Source organism: uncultured Sulfitobacter sp. (assembly GCF_947500075.1).
Lineage (GTDB): Bacteria > Pseudomonadota > Alphaproteobacteria > Rhodobacterales > Rhodobacteraceae > Sulfitobacter.
On record NZ_CANMQS010000004.1, the window covers coordinates 294,916 to 314,592 of the forward strand.

The following is a 19,677-nucleotide window of genomic DNA, read 5'->3' on the forward strand; positions in this document are numbered from 1 at the left end:
CGTTAATCAGGCGCCATAAAGGGCACCAAGGATCAAATAGAGGGCAAGTGTGAAGCCAAGCGCAAAGCCCATGGGGAATTTCTTGCCCTGATCCCAGCTGGCCCAATCGGGGGCGAGTTTGCGCAGGGGCGTGTATTTGACCCCGCGGTGCGTCGCGGCGGCGGCCAGCAGGACCACCATGAACATCGCCATGAGAAACCGCAGGTCCCCCAGGGCAATGTAGGGCGCGGCGGCCGCACAGAACTTGGCATCGCCTGCGCCAAAGGCACCTGCCGCGTTCAGGATGACGCCAACGATCAGAACAAGGACCATCGCGGCAAGCCGCCACAGGTAGACGTCAAACGGCAGCAGGAAGACCCCCATCACCACAAACACCAATGCCAGCGCGATCACGGCCTGATTGGTGATCCGCATTTGCGCCATGTCGGTATAGGCGACATAGAAGCAGATCGGCAGGACCAGTGGCAGAAACCACAGGGCGGTCAGGGCAGTGATCGACATCGGAGCGGTGCCGTTCAGGTGCGATCAAGAGCGCGCAGAGCCCGCACCGCCGCTTCAAAGTGCTGTGGATGGGTGTCGATGGCTTCACGCAGCAATCCTTTGCCCGTCTCCACGTCTCCTTGTTTGATTGCCGAGAGCGCCATGGTGTGCAAAAGCTGCGCCCGCTCTGTCTGGTCCATCGGCACGACGGGCAGCACATAGTCACGCTGCGCGGCACGGGCGAGGACGAGGTTGTTCTTGGCGGTAAACAGGCCGGGATCCTGCCGGACGGCTTCGCCGAACAGCCGTTCCGCTTCGGCGTAGTCGCCACGGGTCAGCTTGGAATAGCCCCAGTTGTTCATGACGGAGCCGGGGGTGGTGGTCAGACCTGCGGCAATTTCATAGAAACTGTCGGCTTTCTTCCATTCCTGCTTGCTGTCCGCGACCAGCGCTTCCAACCGGTAGCGCGCGAAGGTCTCATGGGTGGGCGGGATGCCATCCAGAACCGTTTCGGCCTTGGCCCAATCCCCCGAACGGATCAGCGCATCGGCATATTCGACGCTGTCTGCGGGGGTGGCACCGTCCATCTTGACCACTTTGCTCCAGGCGGACGTGCCTTCGATCACGCGCTTGGCCCGAACCAGCGAGGACGCGAGCCCACGCTGGTGGTCGATGCGGTCAGGGTCCTGTGAAAGCGCGCGCTCAAAGTAGCTGACGGCTTCATTGGGGTCGCTGACGGTGAGCATGACCTCGGAAAGGTTTGTCTCATCAATGACATTGACGTCTTTGAAAGCGCGTTCGACGGTCGCGTTTGCGTCTTTCTCTGCACAGCCTGCCACGGCTGTTGCTGCCGCCAGAACGGCGGTCAAAAGGATAGGGTGGCGCATGTTGTGCGTCCTTTTACTGCTCTGCCTCGATGTGGTGTCTTTTAGATCGCAGGCCGGAGTAGAATGTTTCCGCCGCCGCGTCGCACCAATTTAAATTCTTCATCGTCAAGACTTAAAGTATCAGAATTGTCGGATTTTGCGAGGGCCAGGCGAAGATTGTCGCGGATTGCGTCACTTTCGCCATTATCGAGCGCGAAGGCCTTGCGGAAAATCTGCTCGGCCTCGACGGTCTTGCCGCGTTCCATGAGCACCACGCCAAGGTTGTTCCATGTCTCGGGCAGGGCTTCGTCCTCGCGCACGGCGCGGCGCAACAGTTCTTCTGCCTGCCCCAGACGGCCGAGCCCCAGATTGGCAGAGCCCATGCCGGAGAGGATATCCGCATCCAGTCCGCCCTGATCAAGGGCGGCCCGGTTGAAGGCCCGCAAGGCGAGTTCGAATTGTCCGGCAGCGATCAGGCGGTGGCCGACTTCGACACCGTCTTCGGCGACGGCGCGCTGATCGACGCCGGGGGCAAAGACCTGATCGTCAGACGCGGAAAAACCGCCTGCGGTACAGGCGGTCAATCCAAATGCAATGCCACATCCCGCGACCGAGGTCAGGCAACGCCTGAAAAGTGAAACCATCAATTCCCGCCTGGGCCGGTCATGCTGCCCAATTCTGTGATGCCGTGGACCGACGGGCCGACCAGAATGATCAGCAGCGGTGGCACGGTCAGCATCATAGTGGCAAGGGTCATCTTGGTTGGCAACTTGTTTGCGGCCTCTTCGGCGCGCATCACGCGTTTGTCACGCATTTCCGCCGCATAGACCCGGAGCGCATCGGAGATGGATGTACCAAAGGCCGCCGATTGCACCAGCACGGTCACAAAGGAACTCACGTCCTGCACACCGCAGCGTTCGCCCATGTCGTTGAGAACGTTGATCTTGTCCTTGCCCGCTTTCATCTCATAGGCGACCACTTCGAATTCTTCGGACAACGCACGGTAGGACGCGCGCAGTTCCTTGGCCACACGGACGATACATTGATCAAGCGACTGGCCCGCTTCCACACAAACCAGCATCATATCAAGCGCATCGGGGAAGCCTTGGGTGATCTCTTCCTGCCGTGCGCCAACGCGGCGGGTGACCCAGTACTTGGGCAGATAGTACCCAATAGCACCCGGACCGATGGTCCACATCATGGTTTTCTGCGTGGTCATGCCTTCGCCGCCCCCCAGAAAGTTCACGTAGATCACGCCGGCAAGCAGACCCAGGAGCCCAAGTGAGAATTGCGCAAAGTAGAAGATCCGCACCGCATCGCGCGTGGCATAACCCGCCTGACGCAATTGGAGTTGTTTCGCGCTGAGTTCATTAACGTCCTCGGGTTCGAGGAACTTGGCGAATTTCTGAAGCTGGGCGTTCTGGCCGGTCTGGCGCAATTTCTGCGCCTGCTTTTCGGCCGCCTTGCCGCTCCCTGTTGCATTCCGCTTGAGCTTGTCCAGCGGGTCTTCGGGTTGGCGCAGCATCAGCACAACGGTGATTGCCACGAGCATCAACCCGAGCACACCGGCGATGATGATCAACCCCATTGGGCCAAGAACACCATTGATCTGCTCTTCTATCGCAGTGAAGGAATCCATGGTTCTGCTCCTTACACTTTGATGTCAGTGAGAATGCGCATCACAAACAGGTTCAGCGCCAGGAAGATGCCCACAAGGAAACAGGCAGGAATGAACATCGCGTGGTCGCGCACTTCGTCGTAGTAGTGCGGATCGCCGATGTTGATGACGATCAGCGCCATGATGGGGAAGCCGGACAGGAATTTCCCGGACCATTTCGCCTCCGCCGTGATGGCTTTCACCCGGCGGAACAGGCGGAAACGGGCGCGGATCACCTTGGCCAGACCGGCCAGAATTTCCGCGAGGTTACCACCAGATTGCTGCTGGATCGTCACGGCCACCGCGAGGAAGCGCAAATCCTGCATGTCCAGACGTTCGGCCATATCCTTGAGCGCTTCGCCCACGTCACGGCCATAGGCGGACTCGTCAGCGATGACGCCGAATTCGGACGCCAGCGGGTCCTGAATTTCCTTTGACACGATGGAGATCGCATTGGTGAACGGGTGGCCAACGCGCAGGGAGCGGACCATCAGTTCCACCGCATCTGGGAGCTGTTCTTCGATCATCCCCATCCGCTTGTTGGCTTTGGAGGAGATCCAGAAATACACCGCACCCACGCCGATGCCGACGGACAGCAAGGCGCGCACGGGCGGTTCGGTTTCCGTGCCCACGGTCAGCGCCATGAAGGCGCCCGCGCTGACACCGCCCATGATCATCAGCAATTGTTTGGGCGTAAAGGCAATCGCGGCCTTCTGTGCCTTTTCAGACAGCAGGGAGTAGAGCGGAATGGTCTTCGCGCTCATGTGTTGTTCCATCTCCTTGCGGAGCTTTTCCAACACCTCTTCGCGGCGTGTGCCTTTTTCCAGCATTTCCAGCCGGCGGTTCACGCGGCTGTTGAGGCTGATCGACTTGCCGAAAGCAACCAGATAGAGGCCTTCGACCAACACCAGCACGCCGATGAAGATCAGACCATAGATAATGGGTTCTGCGCTCATGTCCCGGTTTCCTTACTCGGCTGCTACTGGTTCATAGATGGAGGATGGCAGGTCATAGCCCCACATGCGGAAACGCTCCGCGTAGTGGCTGCGCACGCCGGTGGCGGTGAAGTGACCGATGATCTTGTTGTCGGGTGTCAGGCCAACCCGCTGATACCGAAAGATTTCCTGCATGGAGATCACCTCGCCTTCCATGCCGGTGATCTCGGTGATCGACGTCATGCGGCGGGAGCCGTCTTGCAGACGGGAGGCCTGCACGATGAGGTTCACAGCGGAGGAGATCTGGGAGCGCACGGCTTTCAGCGGCATTTCAATGCCGGCCATGGCGATCATGTTTTCCAGACGCGACACGCCATCACGGGCGGAGTTCGCGTGGATCGTGGTCATCGAGCCGTCGTGGCCGGTGTTCATGGCCTGGAGCATGTCGATAACTTCTTCACCACGGGTTTCCCCCACGATGATCCGGTCTGGACGCATCCGCAGGGCGTTTTTCAGACAGTCGCGGGGGGAAACCTCCCCCTTGCCTTCGACGTTCGGCGGGCGGCTTTCCATCCGGCCCACGTGGGTCTGTTGCAGCTGGAGTTCCGCGGTATCCTCGATCGTCAGGATGCGTTCGGCGTTGTCGATGAAGGATGAGAGCGCGTTGAGCGTTGTCGTTTTACCCGAACCCGTACCACCCGACACGATCACGTTGAGACGTGTGGCAACGGCGGCCTGCAAATAGGCGGCCATTTCTTCGGTAAAGGCACCAAATTCGACCAGATCGTCGATGCCGAGCTTGTCTTTTTTGAATTTACGAATGGAGACGAGGGAGCCGTCCACGGCCACCGGCGGCACCATCGCGTTGAAACGCGAGCCGTCTTTCAGGCGGGCGTCCACGTAAGGGTTGGATTCGTCCACGCGACGTCCCACGGCCGACACGATCTTGTCGATGATCCGCAGCAGGTGCTTTTCATCCTTGAACGTGACGTCCGTCAATTCCAGCTTACCCGCACGTTCCACAAAGATCTGCTGCGGGCCGTTCACGAGAATATCGTTGACGGTTTCGTCCTTGAGCAGTGTTTCCAGCGGACCCAGACCTGTGACCTCGTCAAACAGCTCGGAATTGAGCGTCATGCGGTCTTCGCGGTTCAGAACGATGGATTTCTCGGACAGGATTTCTGCCGAGATTTCATTGATTTCCTGACGCAGATCCTGTTCCGTCGCATGTTCGAGTGCGGCGAGGTTCAGGTTGTCCAGCAGGGAGCGGTGAAGTTCGAGTTTGATCTCGCTCATGCGCTTCTTGCGCTTGAGTTCCTTGTCCTCGGTCACGGGGGCGGCGGGTTGGGCTGCCTTGCGCATGGATGCCTTGGCCGCTTCGGGGGCGGGTGCGGCACTGGAGGTCTTCATTGGTGTAACATTGGACGCATCTGGTGCGTCCAGAACAACCTCGGTCGGTTTGCTTGGCTTTTTGTACTTCGAAAACATCTCAGCGCTCTTTCAGGTCACGGCAGGATCAGGCAGCTTCGGCCTGATCCCCCTTGAGGTCATGGATAGAGGCGGCCAGCTTTGCCAGCTCACGCCGCAGGGGGCTTTTGGGGGCCGAATTGGCCAGAGGCAGACCGTGGTCGTTGGCCTGCGTAATGGGTTTGCCGCCATCTGGCAGTTGCACGTCGATGGAAATGCTCAGCGATTCCGCCATGCGCTTGACGCGGCCCTTGCCGTTCAGATCAGTGAACTTGGGCGCGCGGTTCATCACGTAGCGCAGCTTTTCCACGGGCAGTTCTTCGGACTGCAACGCGCGTTTGAAGCGCAGGGCGTTCTGGGCGCAGCGCATGTCGAGCTCAAGCATGGCAAAGTAGATATGCGCCTTGTTCAGCACGGTTTCAGACCATTGCACCAGCGTGGAGGGCATATCGACCACGACATAGTCGAACTGCGCACACGCCATGTCGAGCACGCGGTCAATGTCTTCGGATGTGACAATATCCAGCGGCAGCATGTCCGATGGCGCGGTCAGCACGTGCATGCGTTCCTCATAGGTCAGCAGCGATTGGCCAAAAATCTCTTCGTCCATGTTGTCGGTGTCTGACAGCATCTCATAGACCACCTCACGGCGGGGCAGGTCGAGGAACGTCGCCACAGCGCCGTATTGCAGATCGAAATCAATCAGGCAGACGGTGGGCGGGGCTTTCTTGTCCACGGTGGCCAGTTCCCACGCGAGGTTCACGGCCGTGGTGGTGGAGCCGGTGCCCCCTGCAAGGCCCTGGACCACGATAAGGGCGCCATCCTTTTGACGGCCTGCTTTCAACTGCGGGGCGTTCGCCACTTCGGCTTCAACCGGGGCGTCGGGGGCGCGCACGCGGGCGATGGCCTGCGCCAGTTCACCTTCGGGCAGAGGGTAGGGGACAAATTCATCCGCGCCCTGCCGCAACAGCGAATGCAATGCGGCGGGGGTGACGTCCTCTGCGATAAGTATCACTTTGATGTTGCGCGCCTTTGCGCGGGTAATGATCTCGGACATCAGAACGAGGTTGTCCTCGTCCGTTTCATCAAGCGCCAGTGCGATAAACTCCATCGTGTCGGCTTCGGGTTGACCAAAGAATGCCAAAGCCTCGGCAAAGCCGAGATCGCCCCAGCTTTCGCCAAGGGTCGCTTCCATATCCTCAATCAGCAAATCGAAATTCTGCACGTCACGGCTGACAGTGCAGGCTACGATGGCCGCCGCTTCGGGTTGTGGCATACTGCTGCTCATAGCCTTCATCCTCTATTCCAAGGGCGCGGCAGAGCGGTGACCTGCCCGTACAGCAGATCCTTGCCCCAACGTCGCCCATGCCTGGCATTTTGCACAGACACATTCGTCCATTGGGGAATCTATCGCAGTGAAGTTAGGCGAGATTGGGGCTAAAAAGTTTCTATTGTTGGGTTTGTTGAAACGATCCCGTCAATTGCACGGGATTAGATCGTCCTGCGACAGGGCCCCCAGAACACAAAAAGGCCGCGCCCGGAGCAGGGCGCGGCCTTTGATTTCAATGCGTTAGGCTTATTGTGTCGCCTGACCCAGCTCTGTCTGGGAGAGGGTGGTGCGATAGGTGGCGCTTGCCACATATTCACGGTTCACAATTGCTGCGTATTTGCCGTCAAGCACCGTTGGGTTGCGGCCCACGAATCCGCTGACTTCCGTCACGGTACGCCGATTCCGGCGTTCCCGGTTGTCTGTCAGGATCAGCGGCTGGGTCTCTCCGAAGGAGACGACGGCCTGCAAACGGCTGCGGCTGATGCCCAGCGATGTCAGGTAGGCCACAACTGCAATGGCGCGGCGTTTGCCCAGACGGCGGTTGTAAGCGGCACTGCCCACCTTGTCGGTGTGGCCGAAGACCTTGAAGCGCACCTCGGGGAATTGACGGATCCAGTCGGCCTGATGGCGCAATGTGGCCTGGGCGTTGGCATCAAGCTGTGCTGAATTGAACGCAAACGTCACCGTAGAGGGAACTTCGGCTGCAAAACGTCGGGCAAGGTCGATGGTGTAGTCTTTCTCACCCGTCTGGATCAGCCGATTGTTCAGGGTGGCGTTCCCGAAAGTGCCGGTATCCACGATCGCACCGGATTCCTGATAGAACTGGGTGTAGACGGGATCGGTGGCAGCGCAGCCCATCAGGGCCACAAGGCCTGCACCAGCGCCAAGGGTTCGCATCTTTTTGGCCATCACGCTTTTCATCAGCTTAGTCCAATACATATCCATAGGAGCCGCTAAAGTCCTGCTTGGCCACTTCGCCGGCAGCACCCTGTCTGGGGGTATTGCTGCTTTCTGCGGTGCGACCGTAGAGGAACAGATCCTTTTCGGTGGGAGGTTTGATCCGGTCGGTGGGCAGGGCCAGCGCCTCGCCACGGGTTGGGGTGACCAGATGGGCCGTGACAATGATGACCAGCTCTGTCTGGCTGCGCTGATACTCAGCGGAGCGGAACAGCGAGCCGAGGATGGGCACATCGCCGATCCATGGCAACTGGCTGGAGTTGTCGGTGAAGTCATCGGTCAACAGCCCCGCGATGGCAAAACTTTCGCCGTCGCGCATTTCCACGGTGGTCTGTGTCTCACGGCGGGTGAAGGCCGCGATTTCCAGACCGTTGCCCAGTGACAGGCTGTTGGAAGGGTCGATTGCGGAGACAGCGGCGTTCATCTCAAGATTGATGATGTCCTTGTCCACGACCCGTGGGATGAAGTTGAGTTCAACACCGAAGGGTTTGAATTCAATGGTAATCCTGTCGTCTGTCTGCGCGATGGGCACAGGGTATTCGCCCCCCGCAAGGAAGGAGGCTTCCTGCCCGGAAAGCGCGACAAGGTTCGGTTCTGCCAGGAACCGTACAACGCCTTTCTGCTCAAGCGCTTCCAGCAGAAGCCCGACCTGGACAGAGCCTGCGTTGAACCCGAACAGGATCGCGCCTGCGTTCTGGTTGACGCCCGGAATGTTGCCGCCCAGTGAGCCGGCCACGCCGCCGGATGTGTTGGTTGTCCCGGAACCGGCGTTGATGCCGGTGCTGTCGATCGCGCCATTGAGGGCGAGGGACGAGCTGAGGGATTTGGACACGTTGCGCTGCATTTCGGCAAAACGCACTTTCATCATCACCTGCTGAATGCCACCGACGCTCATCAGGTTGGAGACACGCTCCGGTGCGTAGCGTTCGGCAAGATCAAGCGCGCGTTGCAGCCGCTGCGCGGAAGAGACGACGCCGGATAGGACAATCCCGTCATTGGCGGTGCGCACTTCGATGCGTTCACCGGGCAGGATCTGGCGCAGGCGCTCTTTGAACTCCGTCACATCCGCAGCGACACGGACATTCACGTTGGTGATCAGCTGGCCACTTGCATCAAGCAAGGTCAGCGTGGTCAGGCCGGGCGATTTGCCCAACACATAGATGGTCCGGTCCGAGAGCGAGGAGATATCCGCGATTCCGGGGTTGGCGATGCTGAGCTCGGCGAAGGGGATTTCGCTTTCCACCACCACGGCCCTGTTCATGGGCACGTTGAGTGCAGCATTGGTTCCTTTTTTGACCACGCGGAGGGTGTCGGCGTAGGTCATCGTCGGAGCGGTGAGCGCCACTGCGCCAACGCTCATCGTCAGCCCCAGAAGGGCTGCCTTGATCATTCTGTCAATTTTCATGTGACCTGCCTTTTTGATCACGCCTCGGGAAGGGTCTTGTCGCCCGTCGTTTGGATAACTCTGCGTTAGTTTAGTTTTTTTTGCAATAATCAATGGTTTCGCAGGCACAGCTTATGTGGACAAATGGCAACATCCCCATAAACGGGAAAAGGCGCCGCGGGCAGGCGGCGCCGATTCAACCAGTTGGTTTTGTGATGTTTTCAGATCAGTTCGTGCAGGGAATGGGCAGGTTGACCACTTCGGCGCCACGACGCGTCCGGATGGTACAGACCTTTTCCTTTTCGACTTCGGCTTTGATTTCCTGCGTCTCAATTCCCAAAAGCGACCGCTGGTCGACCTCAATTGCGCTGGCAACGGTGTCATCCTCTGCGCCGACAAGAGACAGGGAAAGCTTCCCGGTGGATTGCGCCTGCGCCAGTCCGGCCACTTCCTGCGGGCTGACGGCCACTGTTACGGTGCGGGCGATGGTGGTTTCATTCACGTTGCCACCCGCGATCTGGTCAATGGCGATCAGTTGAACGCCTGCCTGGATCAGCTTGGTGACATCCCCGTTGTCTGCACCGCGCCCCGCGAGGTTCACGCGACCAGTCCAGTAGACATCGACCCGGTCACCGGGGCGCAGGAAACCCGATACACCGCTGGACACGTCAACACGCAGGGTGAAGGCGCGCATGCCACGCTCCAGCCGTGAGGTCAGGCCGGTGTCTTCACCAGGTTCGGTGACTTTGACGGCCATGATCGCTTCGTCCTTTTCGATGGCGCGCAGCACGACGCGCAATTCATCGGTACGCTCAGGGAAAAGCGCTGTCAGCTCGGTGAAGGTGCCTTCGGGGATCGCGTTTTCAGGCCAGAGCACTTCGCGCACATCTTCCTGGGTGAGCTTTTGACCGTATTTGAGCGATTTTGTCGCGACATAGACGGGAACGGTCGGCACCACCTGCGCCAGCGCCTGCTGGGCGCGCGCGTTGGCTTGTTGATATTGCGCAATCCGATCTTTGGCCAAGTATACAGCCCCACCCGCCAGCGCGATGCCGACCAATAAAACCAATCCGAAAATCATTCGCATATCGTGTACCTCGTTCTACTCAAACTACCGGGTTGGCCCCGGCGCCTTTATTCATGGTCTTTAGATTGCGCGACCATTGTGGCGATTATAAGCCGGGCGCAAGAATTCGGCGTGACGCCCCGTCGGATTCTCCGCGGGGCTGATCCCAGACGTGTCTAGGACAAAAAGCTGACTGAAAAATGTATCGGTCAGATCTGATCACTTGGTTTGGTTATTCGCCTATTTCGCGGGCGGTGAGCCAATTGCCCACATCTGTGCCAACGTTGTCTGTACCGCTGAGGATTGCGACAACTGTCACAACAGCCAGCCCACATACAGCGGCCGTCAGCACCACCCAGTCAACGGTGACGGCGCCGTCCTCGGCTTTCATGAAGGTCTTAATTGAATTCAGCATGATAATTCCTGGGATACGGTCTGAGTGCGGCGCGCTACTGCGCATCATCACTTTATAGAAAAGGGGCCGCATTCTGCGGAGAGAACGCGGCCCCAGAAACCTAGTCAGGCAAATCGAAGCCTTCTCAGGCCAAAGTGATCAATTACTCGGAAGAGATCACAGTGGCTGGGTTCCGTGTGTCCAGGTAGGTGGAAGTGTTGGATGTCAGGTCAGACGCGCCGCCTTCGATGGAAGAGTAAGCAGCGATTGCCAGGCCAACAACAGCAGCGGTCAGCACGACCCAGTCAACTGTCACAGCACCGTCTTCGTCTTTGCGGAAGTTTTTGATAAAGTTCATCATGGTATGTCCCTCCAAGGATCATTTAATTACTAAGTTACTACCTTGCCGTCCGTTGGTGGCGCTGTTTCTCTCAATCAATGCCTGTCCGACTTGGTATGCCGATATATAGCCGGGTAAATGGGGCACTAATTTGGCGGCAAATGTGACATTTACATCTGCTGCACGAATTCTTCATAGATTTCTTTTATCCATCTGTTTTTGAATGATGAATTTGTTAACAACGTCGTGTTTTCGTTCCAATTTGTGCCTTTTCCCCTGCAATTGGGGCGAAATCGCCATGATCTGTGCCTTGATTAACTGGTTTTGCGGGCCATTCCGTGTGATGATCTGCGCAAAACAAACTGAAACAGCGAAGCAGACAGGCATGATCCGAAGCATAAGTGCGTTATTGGCGCTGATGAGCCTTGCCGTGAGCCCGGTCGGGGCGGAACAGCCTGCGCCGTTCGCGGATTTCAGCGCCAAACGGATCAAAGCCCCCAAAGCGGGCAGCAAACCGGTCATTGATATCCAGATTGATCCGGCAGAGCAGAGCGCTGCCTTGCAATCACCACCACCGCCCACGGCAGAGAGCGGCGCTGCTCCGGCCTCTCCGGGGCGTTATGGTTGGTTCTGGGCCAAGGTCTCTCCCGAGATGGCGATGAGCGGGCCGGGCAGGCTGGATGTGGCGATGAGCACGCTGGCCGGCGCCACCGCCAAGGTGAACGCCCCGCGGATGCAGCAGATGCAGGACATCGCATCGGGGCATGGCATCGACATTCTGCGCGCCACGGTGGGCACACAGGTTTCGCCCGCGCTGGTGCTGGCGGTGATTGCGGTTGAATCCTCCGGCCAGACTGACGCGGTGAGTGGGGCAGGGGCGCAAGGCTTGATGCAGCTGATGCCCGATACAGCGGCGCGCTTTGGCGTGGAAGACAGCATGCAGCCGCCGCAGAACATTGCCGGAGGGGTGAAATACCTCAACTGGCTGATGGATGAATTCGAACGCGACCCGATCCTTGTGCTGGCGGGGTACAATGCAGGGGAGGGATCTGTGCGCAAGCATGAAGGTGTGCCGCCCTTTGCGGAGACACGGGATTACGTGCCCAAGGTGCTGGCGGCGTTTCAGGTGGCCAAGGGGCTGTGCCTGACCCCGCCGGAACTGATCACCGACGGCTGTGTCTTTGCGTCCATGAACTAGAAACGCGCGGCCCAAGGACCGCGCGTGTTTCACCATACATTATATACTGTATATATAGAGCGCCGTTTTCGGCCTAGACGATGGTGGCTTCGGTCGCGGCCCGCAGCTCTTCCTCGGAGACGCCATCGGCGCATTCCACGATGCGCAGACCCCCGTCAACCACATCCAGCACGCCAAGGTTGGTGATGATCCGGTCCACTACCCCCTGGCCGGTCAGCGGCAGGGTGCATGACTTGAGCAATTTGCTGTCGCCATGTTTGCTGGTGTGATCCATCACAACGATCACGCGGCCCACGCCGGCCACAAGGTCCATGGCACCCCCCATGCCCTTGACCAGCTTGCCCGGAATCATCCAGTTTGCCAGATCGCCGTTTTCGGCCACTTCCATCGCGCCAAGGATCGCCGCCGCGATCTTGCCGCCCCGGATCATGCCAAAGGAGGTGGCACTGTCGAAATACGCCGTGCGGCGCAGTTCGGTGATGGTCTGCTTGCCTGCGTTGATCAGATCAGGGTCTTCTTCCCCTTCGATCGGGAAAGGGCCCATACCCAGCATGCCGTTTTCGGATTGCAGGGTGATGTCCTTGTCGCCCACATAGTTCGCCACCAGCGTCGGAATGCCGATGCCAAGGTTTACATACATGCCGTCTTCAAGCTCTTCCGCGGCGCGTGCGGCCATTTGGTTGCGATCCCAGGGCATCGTCAGATCCTCTCTTTGATAGGTGTTTCTGCGGGGCGGGGCGCCTCGCTTGTGTTTTTGATCATTCGGGCGAAGCTGGTCAACACCGTCAGCCCAAACTCTGCGTTCATATGGCGATGATCGGTGCCTTTCATCGCGCTGCCATCGAAGTTGTCGGGCGCGCGGGCGAACATTGGTTTTGTCGCGAAGGGGCCCGCGACCGTCCGGTAGGGTTGTTCCAGCAGCGTGTGACCTGCCGCTTCGATCTGGCTGCGCAGGCGGCTAAGCCACATCTCAAACACGTGGCTCGCGCCGGGATGATCCCAGAACGCCACCAGTTCGCGCGCAAGTTCCATCCGGGGCGCGCGGCTGGCGATGCTTTTGGAGGGGTAGGGTGCAAGGCACAGGGTGAGGCTGCGGTTGGCAGGGGCAAGTGCGGCGAGCACGTCATCAAGAGAGGCGCTGATCATCGTGTCGATCATGTCTTCGACCAACACCAGATCAATTGTGGCCGGGTGGCCTGCATCTGTCAGGCCCAGAATGTCGTACCGTTCCAGCAGCGACGCGACTTCGGGAAAGCCAAAGCGGTAGCCGATCAACATGACATGATCATAGCCGGCGGTTGCCACGGTGAGCGCGCCGTTGGCCTTCAGAATCAGGTCCCGGCCGTCTTCATCCTGCTCAGGCGGGTGAAAAACGCCCTCCGCATCCATCCGGCTTTTGAGAAACGCGGGGGCGCGCAGGCCGAAGAAATCAAGCGCGAGGTCCGGGCGGCCTGCAAGAAACGTTTCTTCCGCGTTCTTGAGCGCGCCGACATGGGACGAGCCGATGATCAGCAGGCGGGTCATTTGCGAAACGCCTCCAGCAATTGCTCTTCGCAGATCACTTCATGGGCGGCGTCGTCCTTCTGGCGCTGCGCGGCTTCGGCCGCGGCCAGCCGGGCCAGACGGCGGGCGCGTCTGATCTGGCGCGGGGTCTGATCATCGGCGCTGTCGTGGGCCGCCAGAAAAGTCTTCATCACCTTTCGGACCCCGCGCGGATGCACGGACCGCATGTTGGCTTCAAACAGCCGTCCGCCGGAGGGGTGGGAGGAGACGATCTCATAGCTGGGGAAATAGTCGATGTCGTCGTGGTCTTCGGCCAGCTCCCCTGCGGCGGTGCGCAGGACCGACTTGGAATAGATCGTTGCGGGCAGCACATGCCCGCCACTTGCCGTGGCCGTCAGCGGCACCGGAGAGACGGTCAGCAGGAACCGCACGTCCTTGTTAAACGTCTGAAAGAGCGCGCGGAGTGCCAGAAAGTCAGCCTTGATCGCATCGGCGCGGAAATTCACGAAACGGTGCAGCTGTGGATCGAAAGCGCCGGCGATGGTGCCGGGGGCGGTGGGATAGATCGTACCACTTGGCGCATGTTCCCAGGTTTCGGTAAGGCCAAGGGTAAAGACCACCAGACCGGTCTGCCGTGCAGCTTCCCGCACGGCATTGAGGTGTTGGGCACGTGAGGTCCGCACCTCTTCCGGGCTGGCCAGACCGCGCGGCGTGACACCGGGGCGCAGGGCATCGAAGAACCGCCCCTCCCGTTCCCAGACCGCATCGGCGGGCTGATGTTCGTCAAAACACTCAAGCATCAGCTGAAGAAACTGACGCACTGTATAAATATTGCCGAACCGCGCGGCATAAAGCCGGTAGCCATGCCGCTGGGCCAGCGCCTCCGGCACTTTGGCGGGGGCGGGTTCGGCGTCGATCACGTGATAGCCGTTGTCGCGCAGGGTCCGGCCCACATGCTGGGCAAAGCAGCTGCCGGCGGTGAAGATTGGCACCTCGCGGGTGATTGGGAATTTGGGTGTATAGAGGCCGGTCGGGGGATAGCCTGCCTCAACCACACCGCTGCGCCAGAACGCACGGTCCTCCAGCCCTTCGTAAGGGCTGACCGGGGGACCGTCTGCGTCTGGATCAGACATCGGCGCGGCCTTCAGGCCTGACGCACAGTGCGCTGTTCGATGCGTTTTTCATGGGTGCCCTGAATGAGGCGGGTCACATAGATGCCAGGCAGGTGGATCATATCGGGATCAAGGCTGCCGGTTGGGACGATTTCCTCAACCTCGGCCACGCAGACCTTGCCGCACATGGCGGCAGGCGGGTTGAAGTTGCGTGCGGTCTTGCGGAAGACCAGATTGCCGGTCTCATCGGCTTTCCACGCTTTCACGATGGAGAGATCGGCAAAGATGCCTTCCTCCATGATGTAGGTTTCGCCGTTGAAGTCTTTGTGTTCCTTGCCGTCGGCGATCACGGTGCCGACGCCGGTCTTGGTGTAAAAGCCCGGAATGCCGCAACCGCCCGCCCGCATGCGTTCGGCCAGCGTGCCCTGTGGATTGAATTCCAGCTCCAGCTCACCCGACAGATACTGGCGCATGAATTCAGCGTTTTCCCCGACATAGGAGGAGATCATTTTCTTCACCTGTTTGGTCTGCAACAGGATGCCGATGCCGAAATCATCGACGCCTGCGTTGTTGGACGCAAACGTGAGGTTTTTGGTGCCTGCGTCCTTGATCGCTTGCAGCAGGAGTTCGGGGATGCCGCACAGGCCAAAGCCACCCGCAGCGATCAGCATCCCATCTGAGAGGACCCCATCCAGCGCCTCAGCGGCGGAACCATAGATCTTTTGCATGGGGGTGCTCCCTTTGATGTCAGACTGTTGTCTTCGTATCTGACGCCGCGTCGCGGCAAAGTCAATTCGTTCGCGGGGTGGTTGCAGGCAGGGGCGTTTTCCGACGCGGAAAACGGTCGGAATTTCGCGGAAATTCCGGGCGTGAGGCGGGCCGACCGCGCAACAGGGGCCGGAAAATTCGAAATTTTCCGACCGGATTTTGGGTCAAAATCCGCGCCGTGGTGGATCAGGCTTTTTTCGCAGCCGGTTTCTTGGCCGGCGCCTTCTTCTTCGCGGGCGCTTTTTTCTTGGCCGGTGCCTTCTTCTTGGCGACCTTCTTGCCCGACTTCGCCGCGCGTTCATCAATCAAGTGCACGGCCTGCGCCATGGTCATCTCTTCTGGATCAATCGTGTCGGGGATCGTGGCGTTGATCTTCTCCCACTTCACGTAAGGCCCATACTTGCCCTTCATCACATTGACCGGACCGCCCACTTCAGGATGTTCACCCAATTCACGCAACGGCTTGGCCGCCTGACCACGTCCACCCCGGCTGGCGACCTTTTCGGCGAGCAATTGCACGGCGCGGTTCATGCCCACGGTCCAGACCTCATCAATGCCATCAAGGTTGGCGTTCGTGCCCCCCCGGTGCGAGGTGCTTTCGGCGTGTTTCAGATACGGCCCATAGCGCCCGATGTTGGCCCAGACGGTCACGCCGTCCTCCGGATGCGGCCCGATTTCGCGCGGCAGGGACAGCAGCATGACGGCGCGTTCGAGTTCCAGTTCTTCCGGCTCCCACTCCTTGGGGATCGACTGGCGCGGGGGTTTCTTGTTCTCTTCGGTCACCTCACCGCGCTGCACGTAGGGGCCAAAGCGGCCTTTGAACACGCGGATTTCGTCGCCCTGATCGGTGCCCAGCAGTTTGCCATCGGGGGGGATGGCGCTGGCCTCCGCCTCCGGATCCGGCGGACCGAAGGGGCGGGTGTAGCGGCATTCTGGGTAATTGGAGCAGCCGATGAAGGCCCCGCCCGACCGCGCGGTGCGCATCGACAGCCGCCCGGCACCGCAATGGGGGCACAGGCGCGGGTCGCCGCCGTCTTCAAGCGGCGGGAAGAGATGGGGTTCCAGCACCTCGTTGATCTTTTCCAGCACCTCGGTGATGCGCAGATCGGCGGTTTCGGCGATGGCGGCGGAAAAATCGGTCCAGAACTGGGTCAGGACTTTCTTGTACTCCGCGTCCCCCGCGCTGACCTGATCAAGCTGGTTTTCCAGATCGGCGGTGAAATCGTAGCCGATGTAGCGGCGGAAATAATTCTCAAGGAATGCCGTGACCAGCCGCCCCTTGTCTTCGGGGATCAGACGCTGGCCTTCGCGGCGCACATAGCCGCGGTCCTGAATGGTCGTGACGATGCTCGCGTAGGTCGAGGGACGCCCGATGCCGAGCTCTTCCATCCGTTTGACCAATGTCGCCTCGGTATAGCGGGGCGGCGGTTGGGTGAAATGCTGCTCCGGCGTGACGCTGCGCTTGTCGGTCTTGTCGCCCTGGGTGATCTGCGGCAGACGCTTGTCGTCCTCATCGACCACATCGTCGCGGCCTTCTTCATAGACGCGCAGGAACCCGTCAAACAGCACCACCTGACCCGAGGCGCGCAGGCCCACCTGACCATCGGCGCTGCCAACCTCAACCGTGGTGCGTTCCAACCGGGCGCTGGCCATCTGGCAGGCCAGTGTGCGCTTCCAGATCAGATCATAGAGCTTCTGCTGATCGGATTCGAGTTTCAGATCGGCGGCGGCCTTGGCCATATCCGTGGGGCGGATACATTCGTGCGCTTCCTGCGCGTTCTTGGCTTTGTTTTTGTACATGCGCGGATCGGCGGGGACGTAATCGGCACCATAGCGGTCCTTGATCGCGTCGCGGGCCATGACAACAGCTTCGGGCGCCATGTCGATGCCGTCGGTCCGCATGTAGGTAATGTGGCCGGCTTCATAGAGCCGCTGGGCGGTGGACATGGTCTGTTTCGCGCCCATGCCGAACTTGCGGCTGGCTTCCTGTTGCAGGGTCGAGGTCATGAACGGCGCAGAAGGGTTTCGGGTGGCGGGTTTCGCCTCAACCGAATGCACGGACAGATCGCGTGAGGTGATCGCCTGCACGGCCAGTTCGGCCTGCGTGCCATTGGCCAGATCGAATTTTTCGACCTTTTTGCCTGCCAATGTGGTCAGGCGTGCTTCGAACTCCTGACCGCGGGGCGTGGCGAGCAGGGCCTTGACGCTCCAGTATTCCCGCGCGCGGAAGGCTTCGATTTCCATTTCACGCTCGGTGATCAGGCGGAGCGTCACGGATTGCACGCGGCCTGCGGATTTCGCGCCGGGCAGTTTGCGCCACAGAACGGGCGACAGGTTGAAGCCCACAAGGTAGTCAAGTGCGCGGCGGGCGAGGTATGCCTCCACCAATGGCATGTCGACCTGGCGGGGATTTTCCATCGCCTCCGTCACGGCCTTTTTGGTGATCTGGTTGAAGACCACGCGGCTGACGGGCGTGTCTTTCTTGATCGACTTGCGCTTGGTCAGCGCCTCTTGCAGGTGCCAGCTGATCGCTTCGCCTTCGCGGTCGGGGTCCGTGGCGAGGATCAGCGCGTTGTCATTGGCAAGCGCGTCGGCGATGGCTTTGACATGCTTTTTGCTGTCGCTGGCCACTTCCCATTTCATGTCGAATTCGTTGTCGGTGTCGACCGATCCATCTTTGGGCGGCAGGTCGCGCACGTGGCCGTAAGAGGCCAGAACGGTATAATTGTCCCCCAGATACTTGTTGATCGTTTTGGCCTTGGCAGGGGATTCGACAACAACAACTGGCATGTATTTAAGGACCTTACATCTAATGAATGCGCACCGCTCGCGCAGTCTCATGTGGGATCAGGGGGGGGATTGTCAATGCGCCGGATGGCGCAAGCGCATTCAGGTCAGGCTGTGGGATACACGCTATGGTGCTGTAATCATGGTCTGACACTGCCTGTGTTAAGGGGGGCAAAATTTATGTGGTGGCCGGTGGCCGTCAGCCATGTCCGGGGCGCGGGGCAGTCAGACCGCGCGGGTCAGCAGCCCACCGGGACGACGGGCGATTTCGCCTTCCAGTTCCAGATCCACCAGTGCTGGCGCCACTTCTGACGGGGCGGCTTTGAGATCGCGGATCAATTGGTCTTCTGCCAGCGGGGAAGGGCCGAGCCGGGCGAGGATCTGCTGGTGCAGGGCGGCTGTCTTGCGCAGGGTGCGTTTGGGGGGCGCGGGGCGTTTCGGGGGAATGGGGACGGCTGGTTGAACGCTGAGCGCGCTGATGACATCGGCGGCATTGCGGACCAGCACAGCCCCATCGCGGATCAGCATGTTGCAGCCCGCAGCGCGCGCGTCCATCGGGTGGCCGGGCACGGCCAGCACCTCCCGCCCCTGATCCAGCGCGTCGCGCGCGGTGATCAGGCTGCCGGATTTCGCGGCGGCTTCCACAACCACGGTTGCCTGCGCAAGGCCCGATATGATCCGGTTGCGGCGGGGAAAATGACGGGCCATCGGTTGCAGGCCCATGGGTTGTTCGGACAGGCGCAGCCCCTGCGCGGCGATGTCTTCCGCGAGTTTTGTGTTTTCGGTCGGGTAAATGGTGTCCACGCCGCCTGCCTGAACGGCAATGGTACCGCTGGTCAGGCTGGCCAGATGGGCGGCGGCATCCACGCCGCGCGCCAGTCCGGACACGATGGTAAACCCGGCGGCCCCCAGTTCGTCGGCCAAGGCGCGGGCCATGCGGGTGCCGAGAGAGGAGGCGTTGCGCGCACCCACAAGTGCAATCATCGGGCGCGACAGCAGGTGCGCGTCTCCGATCATCCACATAAAGGGCGGGGCGTCGTCGAGTGTGGCGAGCAGGGCCGGGTAGGGCGCGTCACCCTTCACCAGCAGGTGCGCGCCGGCAGCACGGGCGGCGCGCAATTCGGCCGCCACAACCCCTTCGGGGCAAATCTGATAGCCTGAAACGCCCGCGGCACGCGCCACCTGGGGCAGCGCGGCCAGCGCGTTTTGCGCAGTGCCGTATTCAGTCAGCAAACGGTTGTACGTCGATATGCCAACCCGGCGCGAGCGCAGCAGACGGAGACGGGCAAACTGTTCGTCTTCCGGGGTGGGTGGGAGTGGGGGGTGAGTGGAAGAAGGATGGTGGTCCTTGTCAGTCATCCCGTGGCTCCGTCTGTTGCTAGAATCAGGTATAGGCCGCGTTGGTTAACAGGGTGTGAATCATTTCGGGCCAA

The 19,677-nt window shown here is 60.1% G+C and carries 19 protein-coding genes; 1 reads left to right on the forward strand and 18 read right to left on the reverse strand.

Features of this window, described 5'->3' with window-relative positions; translation table 11 throughout:
- Positions 1–6 precede the first annotated feature (6 nt).
- The 12 genes from Q1A91_RS14330 to Q1A91_RS14385 form a co-directional block, all read right to left on the reverse strand.
- Positions 7–501: a prepilin peptidase gene (locus Q1A91_RS14330; protein WP_299878638.1), complete on the reverse strand. Its 495-nt coding sequence runs from the start codon at positions 499–501 to the stop codon at positions 7–9.
- 14 nt (positions 502–515) lie between these two features.
- Positions 516–1,367, reverse strand: coding sequence for a tetratricopeptide repeat protein (locus Q1A91_RS14335; RefSeq protein WP_299878641.1), 852 nt, complete (start codon positions 1,365–1,367; stop codon positions 516–518).
- Between the two features lie 41 nt (positions 1,368–1,408).
- Positions 1,409–1,990: a tetratricopeptide repeat protein gene (locus Q1A91_RS14340; protein WP_299878643.1), complete on the reverse strand. Its 582-nt coding sequence runs from the start codon at positions 1,988–1,990 to the stop codon at positions 1,409–1,411.
- The gene (locus Q1A91_RS14345; RefSeq protein ID WP_299878645.1) at positions 1,990–2,985 is read right to left on the reverse strand and encodes a type II secretion system F family protein; all 996 of its coding nucleotides are present in this window, start codon (positions 2,983–2,985) and stop codon (positions 1,990–1,992) included. Before Q1A91_RS14345 ends, Q1A91_RS14340 begins: the two co-directional genes overlap by 1 nt.
- Before the next feature lie 11 nt (positions 2,986–2,996).
- Positions 2,997–3,959, reverse strand: a complete 963-nt coding sequence (locus tag Q1A91_RS14350) for a type II secretion system F family protein (RefSeq protein ID WP_299878647.1) — start codon at positions 3,957–3,959, stop codon at positions 2,997–2,999.
- 12 nt (positions 3,960–3,971) lie between these two features.
- Complete coding sequence (locus Q1A91_RS14355; protein ID WP_299879460.1) at positions 3,972–5,348, reverse strand: CpaF family protein; 1,377 nt, start codon at positions 5,346–5,348, stop codon at positions 3,972–3,974.
- 106 nt (positions 5,349–5,454) lie between these two features.
- Positions 5,455–6,693, reverse strand: a complete 1,239-nt coding sequence (locus Q1A91_RS14360; RefSeq protein ID WP_299878650.1) for an AAA family ATPase — start codon at positions 6,691–6,693, stop codon at positions 5,455–5,457.
- Between the two features lie 288 nt (positions 6,694–6,981).
- Complete coding sequence (locus Q1A91_RS14365) at positions 6,982–7,644, reverse strand: OmpA family protein (protein ID WP_299878653.1); 663 nt, start codon at positions 7,642–7,644, stop codon at positions 6,982–6,984.
- 16 nt (positions 7,645–7,660) lie between these two features.
- Positions 7,661–9,097 (reverse strand): type II and III secretion system protein family protein, encoded by a 1,437-nt coding sequence (locus Q1A91_RS14370; protein WP_299878656.1) that lies wholly within the window; start codon positions 9,095–9,097, stop codon positions 7,661–7,663.
- Positions 9,098–9,302: 205 nt separating this feature from the next.
- Positions 9,303–10,163 carry a Flp pilus assembly protein CpaB gene (cpaB, locus tag Q1A91_RS14375; protein ID WP_299878659.1) on the reverse strand — a complete coding sequence of 287 codons (861 nt, stop codon included), beginning with the start codon at positions 10,161–10,163 and terminating at the stop codon, positions 9,303–9,305.
- Between the two features lie 211 nt (positions 10,164–10,374).
- On the reverse strand, positions 10,375–10,557 hold the full coding sequence (locus tag Q1A91_RS14380) for a hypothetical protein (RefSeq protein WP_299878662.1): 183 nt from the start codon (positions 10,555–10,557) through the stop codon (positions 10,375–10,377).
- Between the two features lie 142 nt (positions 10,558–10,699).
- The gene (locus Q1A91_RS14385; RefSeq protein ID WP_299878665.1) at positions 10,700–10,897 is read right to left on the reverse strand and encodes a hypothetical protein; all 198 of its coding nucleotides are present in this window, start codon (positions 10,895–10,897) and stop codon (positions 10,700–10,702) included.
- A gap of 364 nt (positions 10,898–11,261) precedes the next feature.
- Between Q1A91_RS14385 and Q1A91_RS14390 the strand changes: the two genes are divergently transcribed.
- The gene (locus Q1A91_RS14390; protein WP_299878668.1) at positions 11,262–12,074 is read left to right on the forward strand and encodes a lytic transglycosylase domain-containing protein; all 813 of its coding nucleotides are present in this window, start codon (positions 11,262–11,264) and stop codon (positions 12,072–12,074) included.
- A 73-nt stretch (positions 12,075–12,147) separates the two neighbouring features.
- On the opposite strand, the gene Q1A91_RS14395 is transcribed toward Q1A91_RS14390, so the two are convergent.
- From Q1A91_RS14395 to dprA, 6 genes are all read right to left on the reverse strand, one after another.
- Positions 12,148–12,771, reverse strand: a complete 624-nt coding sequence (locus Q1A91_RS14395; RefSeq protein ID WP_299878671.1) for a 3-oxoacid CoA-transferase subunit B — start codon at positions 12,769–12,771, stop codon at positions 12,148–12,150.
- A gap of 2 nt (positions 12,772–12,773) precedes the next feature.
- On the reverse strand, positions 12,774–13,598 hold the full coding sequence (locus Q1A91_RS14400; RefSeq protein ID WP_299878674.1) for a hypothetical protein: 825 nt from the start codon (positions 13,596–13,598) through the stop codon (positions 12,774–12,776).
- Entirely contained in the window at positions 13,595–14,710 is a 1,116-nt protein-coding gene (locus Q1A91_RS14405) for a GSCFA domain-containing protein (RefSeq protein WP_299878677.1), read from the reverse strand. Before Q1A91_RS14405 ends, Q1A91_RS14400 begins: the two co-directional genes overlap by 4 nt.
- A gap of 11 nt (positions 14,711–14,721) precedes the next feature.
- Positions 14,722–15,417 carry a CoA transferase subunit A gene (locus Q1A91_RS14410; protein WP_299878679.1) on the reverse strand — a complete coding sequence of 232 codons (696 nt, stop codon included), beginning with the start codon at positions 15,415–15,417 and terminating at the stop codon, positions 14,722–14,724.
- 226 nt (positions 15,418–15,643) lie between these two features.
- A complete protein-coding gene (topA, locus tag Q1A91_RS14415; protein WP_299878682.1) occupies positions 15,644–18,247 on the reverse strand; it encodes a type I DNA topoisomerase in 2,604 nt (867 codons plus the stop codon).
- A 222-nt stretch (positions 18,248–18,469) separates the two neighbouring features.
- Positions 18,470–19,603 carry a DNA-processing protein DprA gene (gene dprA / locus Q1A91_RS14420; protein WP_299878685.1) on the reverse strand — a complete coding sequence of 378 codons (1,134 nt, stop codon included), beginning with the start codon at positions 19,601–19,603 and terminating at the stop codon, positions 18,470–18,472.
- Positions 19,604–19,677 lie beyond the last annotated feature (74 nt).

Excerpts from the sequence above, each read along its gene's own strand:
- Q1A91_RS14405 (WP_299878677.1), bottom strand. The coding sequence starts at position 14,710 with ATGTCTGATCCAGACGCAGACGGTCCCCCGGTCAGCCCTTACGAAGGG.
- Q1A91_RS14400 (WP_299878674.1), bottom strand. The coding sequence starts at position 13,598 with ATGACCCGCCTGCTGATCATCGGCTCGTCCCATGTCGGCGCGCTCAAG.
- Q1A91_RS14350 (WP_299878647.1), bottom strand. The coding sequence starts at position 3,959 with ATGAGCGCAGAACCCATTATCTATGGTCTGATCTTCATCGGCGTGCTG.
- Q1A91_RS14380 (WP_299878662.1), bottom strand. The coding sequence starts at position 10,557 with ATGCTGAATTCAATTAAGACCTTCATGAAAGCCGAGGACGGCGCCGTC.
- dprA (WP_299878685.1), bottom strand. The coding sequence starts at position 19,603 with ATGACTGACAAGGACCACCATCCTTCTTCCACTCACCCCCCACTCCCA.
- Q1A91_RS14410 (WP_299878679.1), bottom strand. The coding sequence starts at position 15,417 with ATGCAAAAGATCTATGGTTCCGCCGCTGAGGCGCTGGATGGGGTCCTC.
- Q1A91_RS14355 (WP_299879460.1), bottom strand. The coding sequence starts at position 5,348 with ATGAAGACCTCCAGTGCCGCACCCGCCCCCGAAGCGGCCAAGGCATCC.
- Q1A91_RS14385 (WP_299878665.1), bottom strand. The coding sequence starts at position 10,897 with ATGATGAACTTTATCAAAAACTTCCGCAAAGACGAAGACGGTGCTGTG.
- cpaB (WP_299878659.1), bottom strand. The coding sequence starts at position 10,163 with ATGCGAATGATTTTCGGATTGGTTTTATTGGTCGGCATCGCGCTGGCG.
- Q1A91_RS14345 (WP_299878645.1), bottom strand. The coding sequence starts at position 2,985 with ATGGATTCCTTCACTGCGATAGAAGAGCAGATCAATGGTGTTCTTGGC.
- Q1A91_RS14360 (WP_299878650.1), bottom strand. The coding sequence starts at position 6,693 with ATGAGCAGCAGTATGCCACAACCCGAAGCGGCGGCCATCGTAGCCTGC.
- Q1A91_RS14330 (WP_299878638.1), bottom strand. The coding sequence starts at position 501 with ATGTCGATCACTGCCCTGACCGCCCTGTGGTTTCTGCCACTGGTCCTG.
- topA (WP_299878682.1), bottom strand. The coding sequence starts at position 18,247 with ATGCCAGTTGTTGTTGTCGAATCCCCTGCCAAGGCCAAAACGATCAAC.
- Q1A91_RS14370 (WP_299878656.1), bottom strand. The coding sequence starts at position 9,097 with ATGAAAATTGACAGAATGATCAAGGCAGCCCTTCTGGGGCTGACGATG.
- Q1A91_RS14340 (WP_299878643.1), bottom strand. The coding sequence starts at position 1,990 with ATGGTTTCACTTTTCAGGCGTTGCCTGACCTCGGTCGCGGGATGTGGC.
- Q1A91_RS14390 (WP_299878668.1), top strand. The coding sequence starts at position 11,262 with ATGATCCGAAGCATAAGTGCGTTATTGGCGCTGATGAGCCTTGCCGTG.
- Q1A91_RS14335 (WP_299878641.1), bottom strand. The coding sequence starts at position 1,367 with ATGCGCCACCCTATCCTTTTGACCGCCGTTCTGGCGGCAGCAACAGCC.
- Q1A91_RS14395 (WP_299878671.1), bottom strand. The coding sequence starts at position 12,771 with ATGCCCTGGGATCGCAACCAAATGGCCGCACGCGCCGCGGAAGAGCTT.
- Q1A91_RS14365 (WP_299878653.1), bottom strand. The coding sequence starts at position 7,644 with ATGGCCAAAAAGATGCGAACCCTTGGCGCTGGTGCAGGCCTTGTGGCC.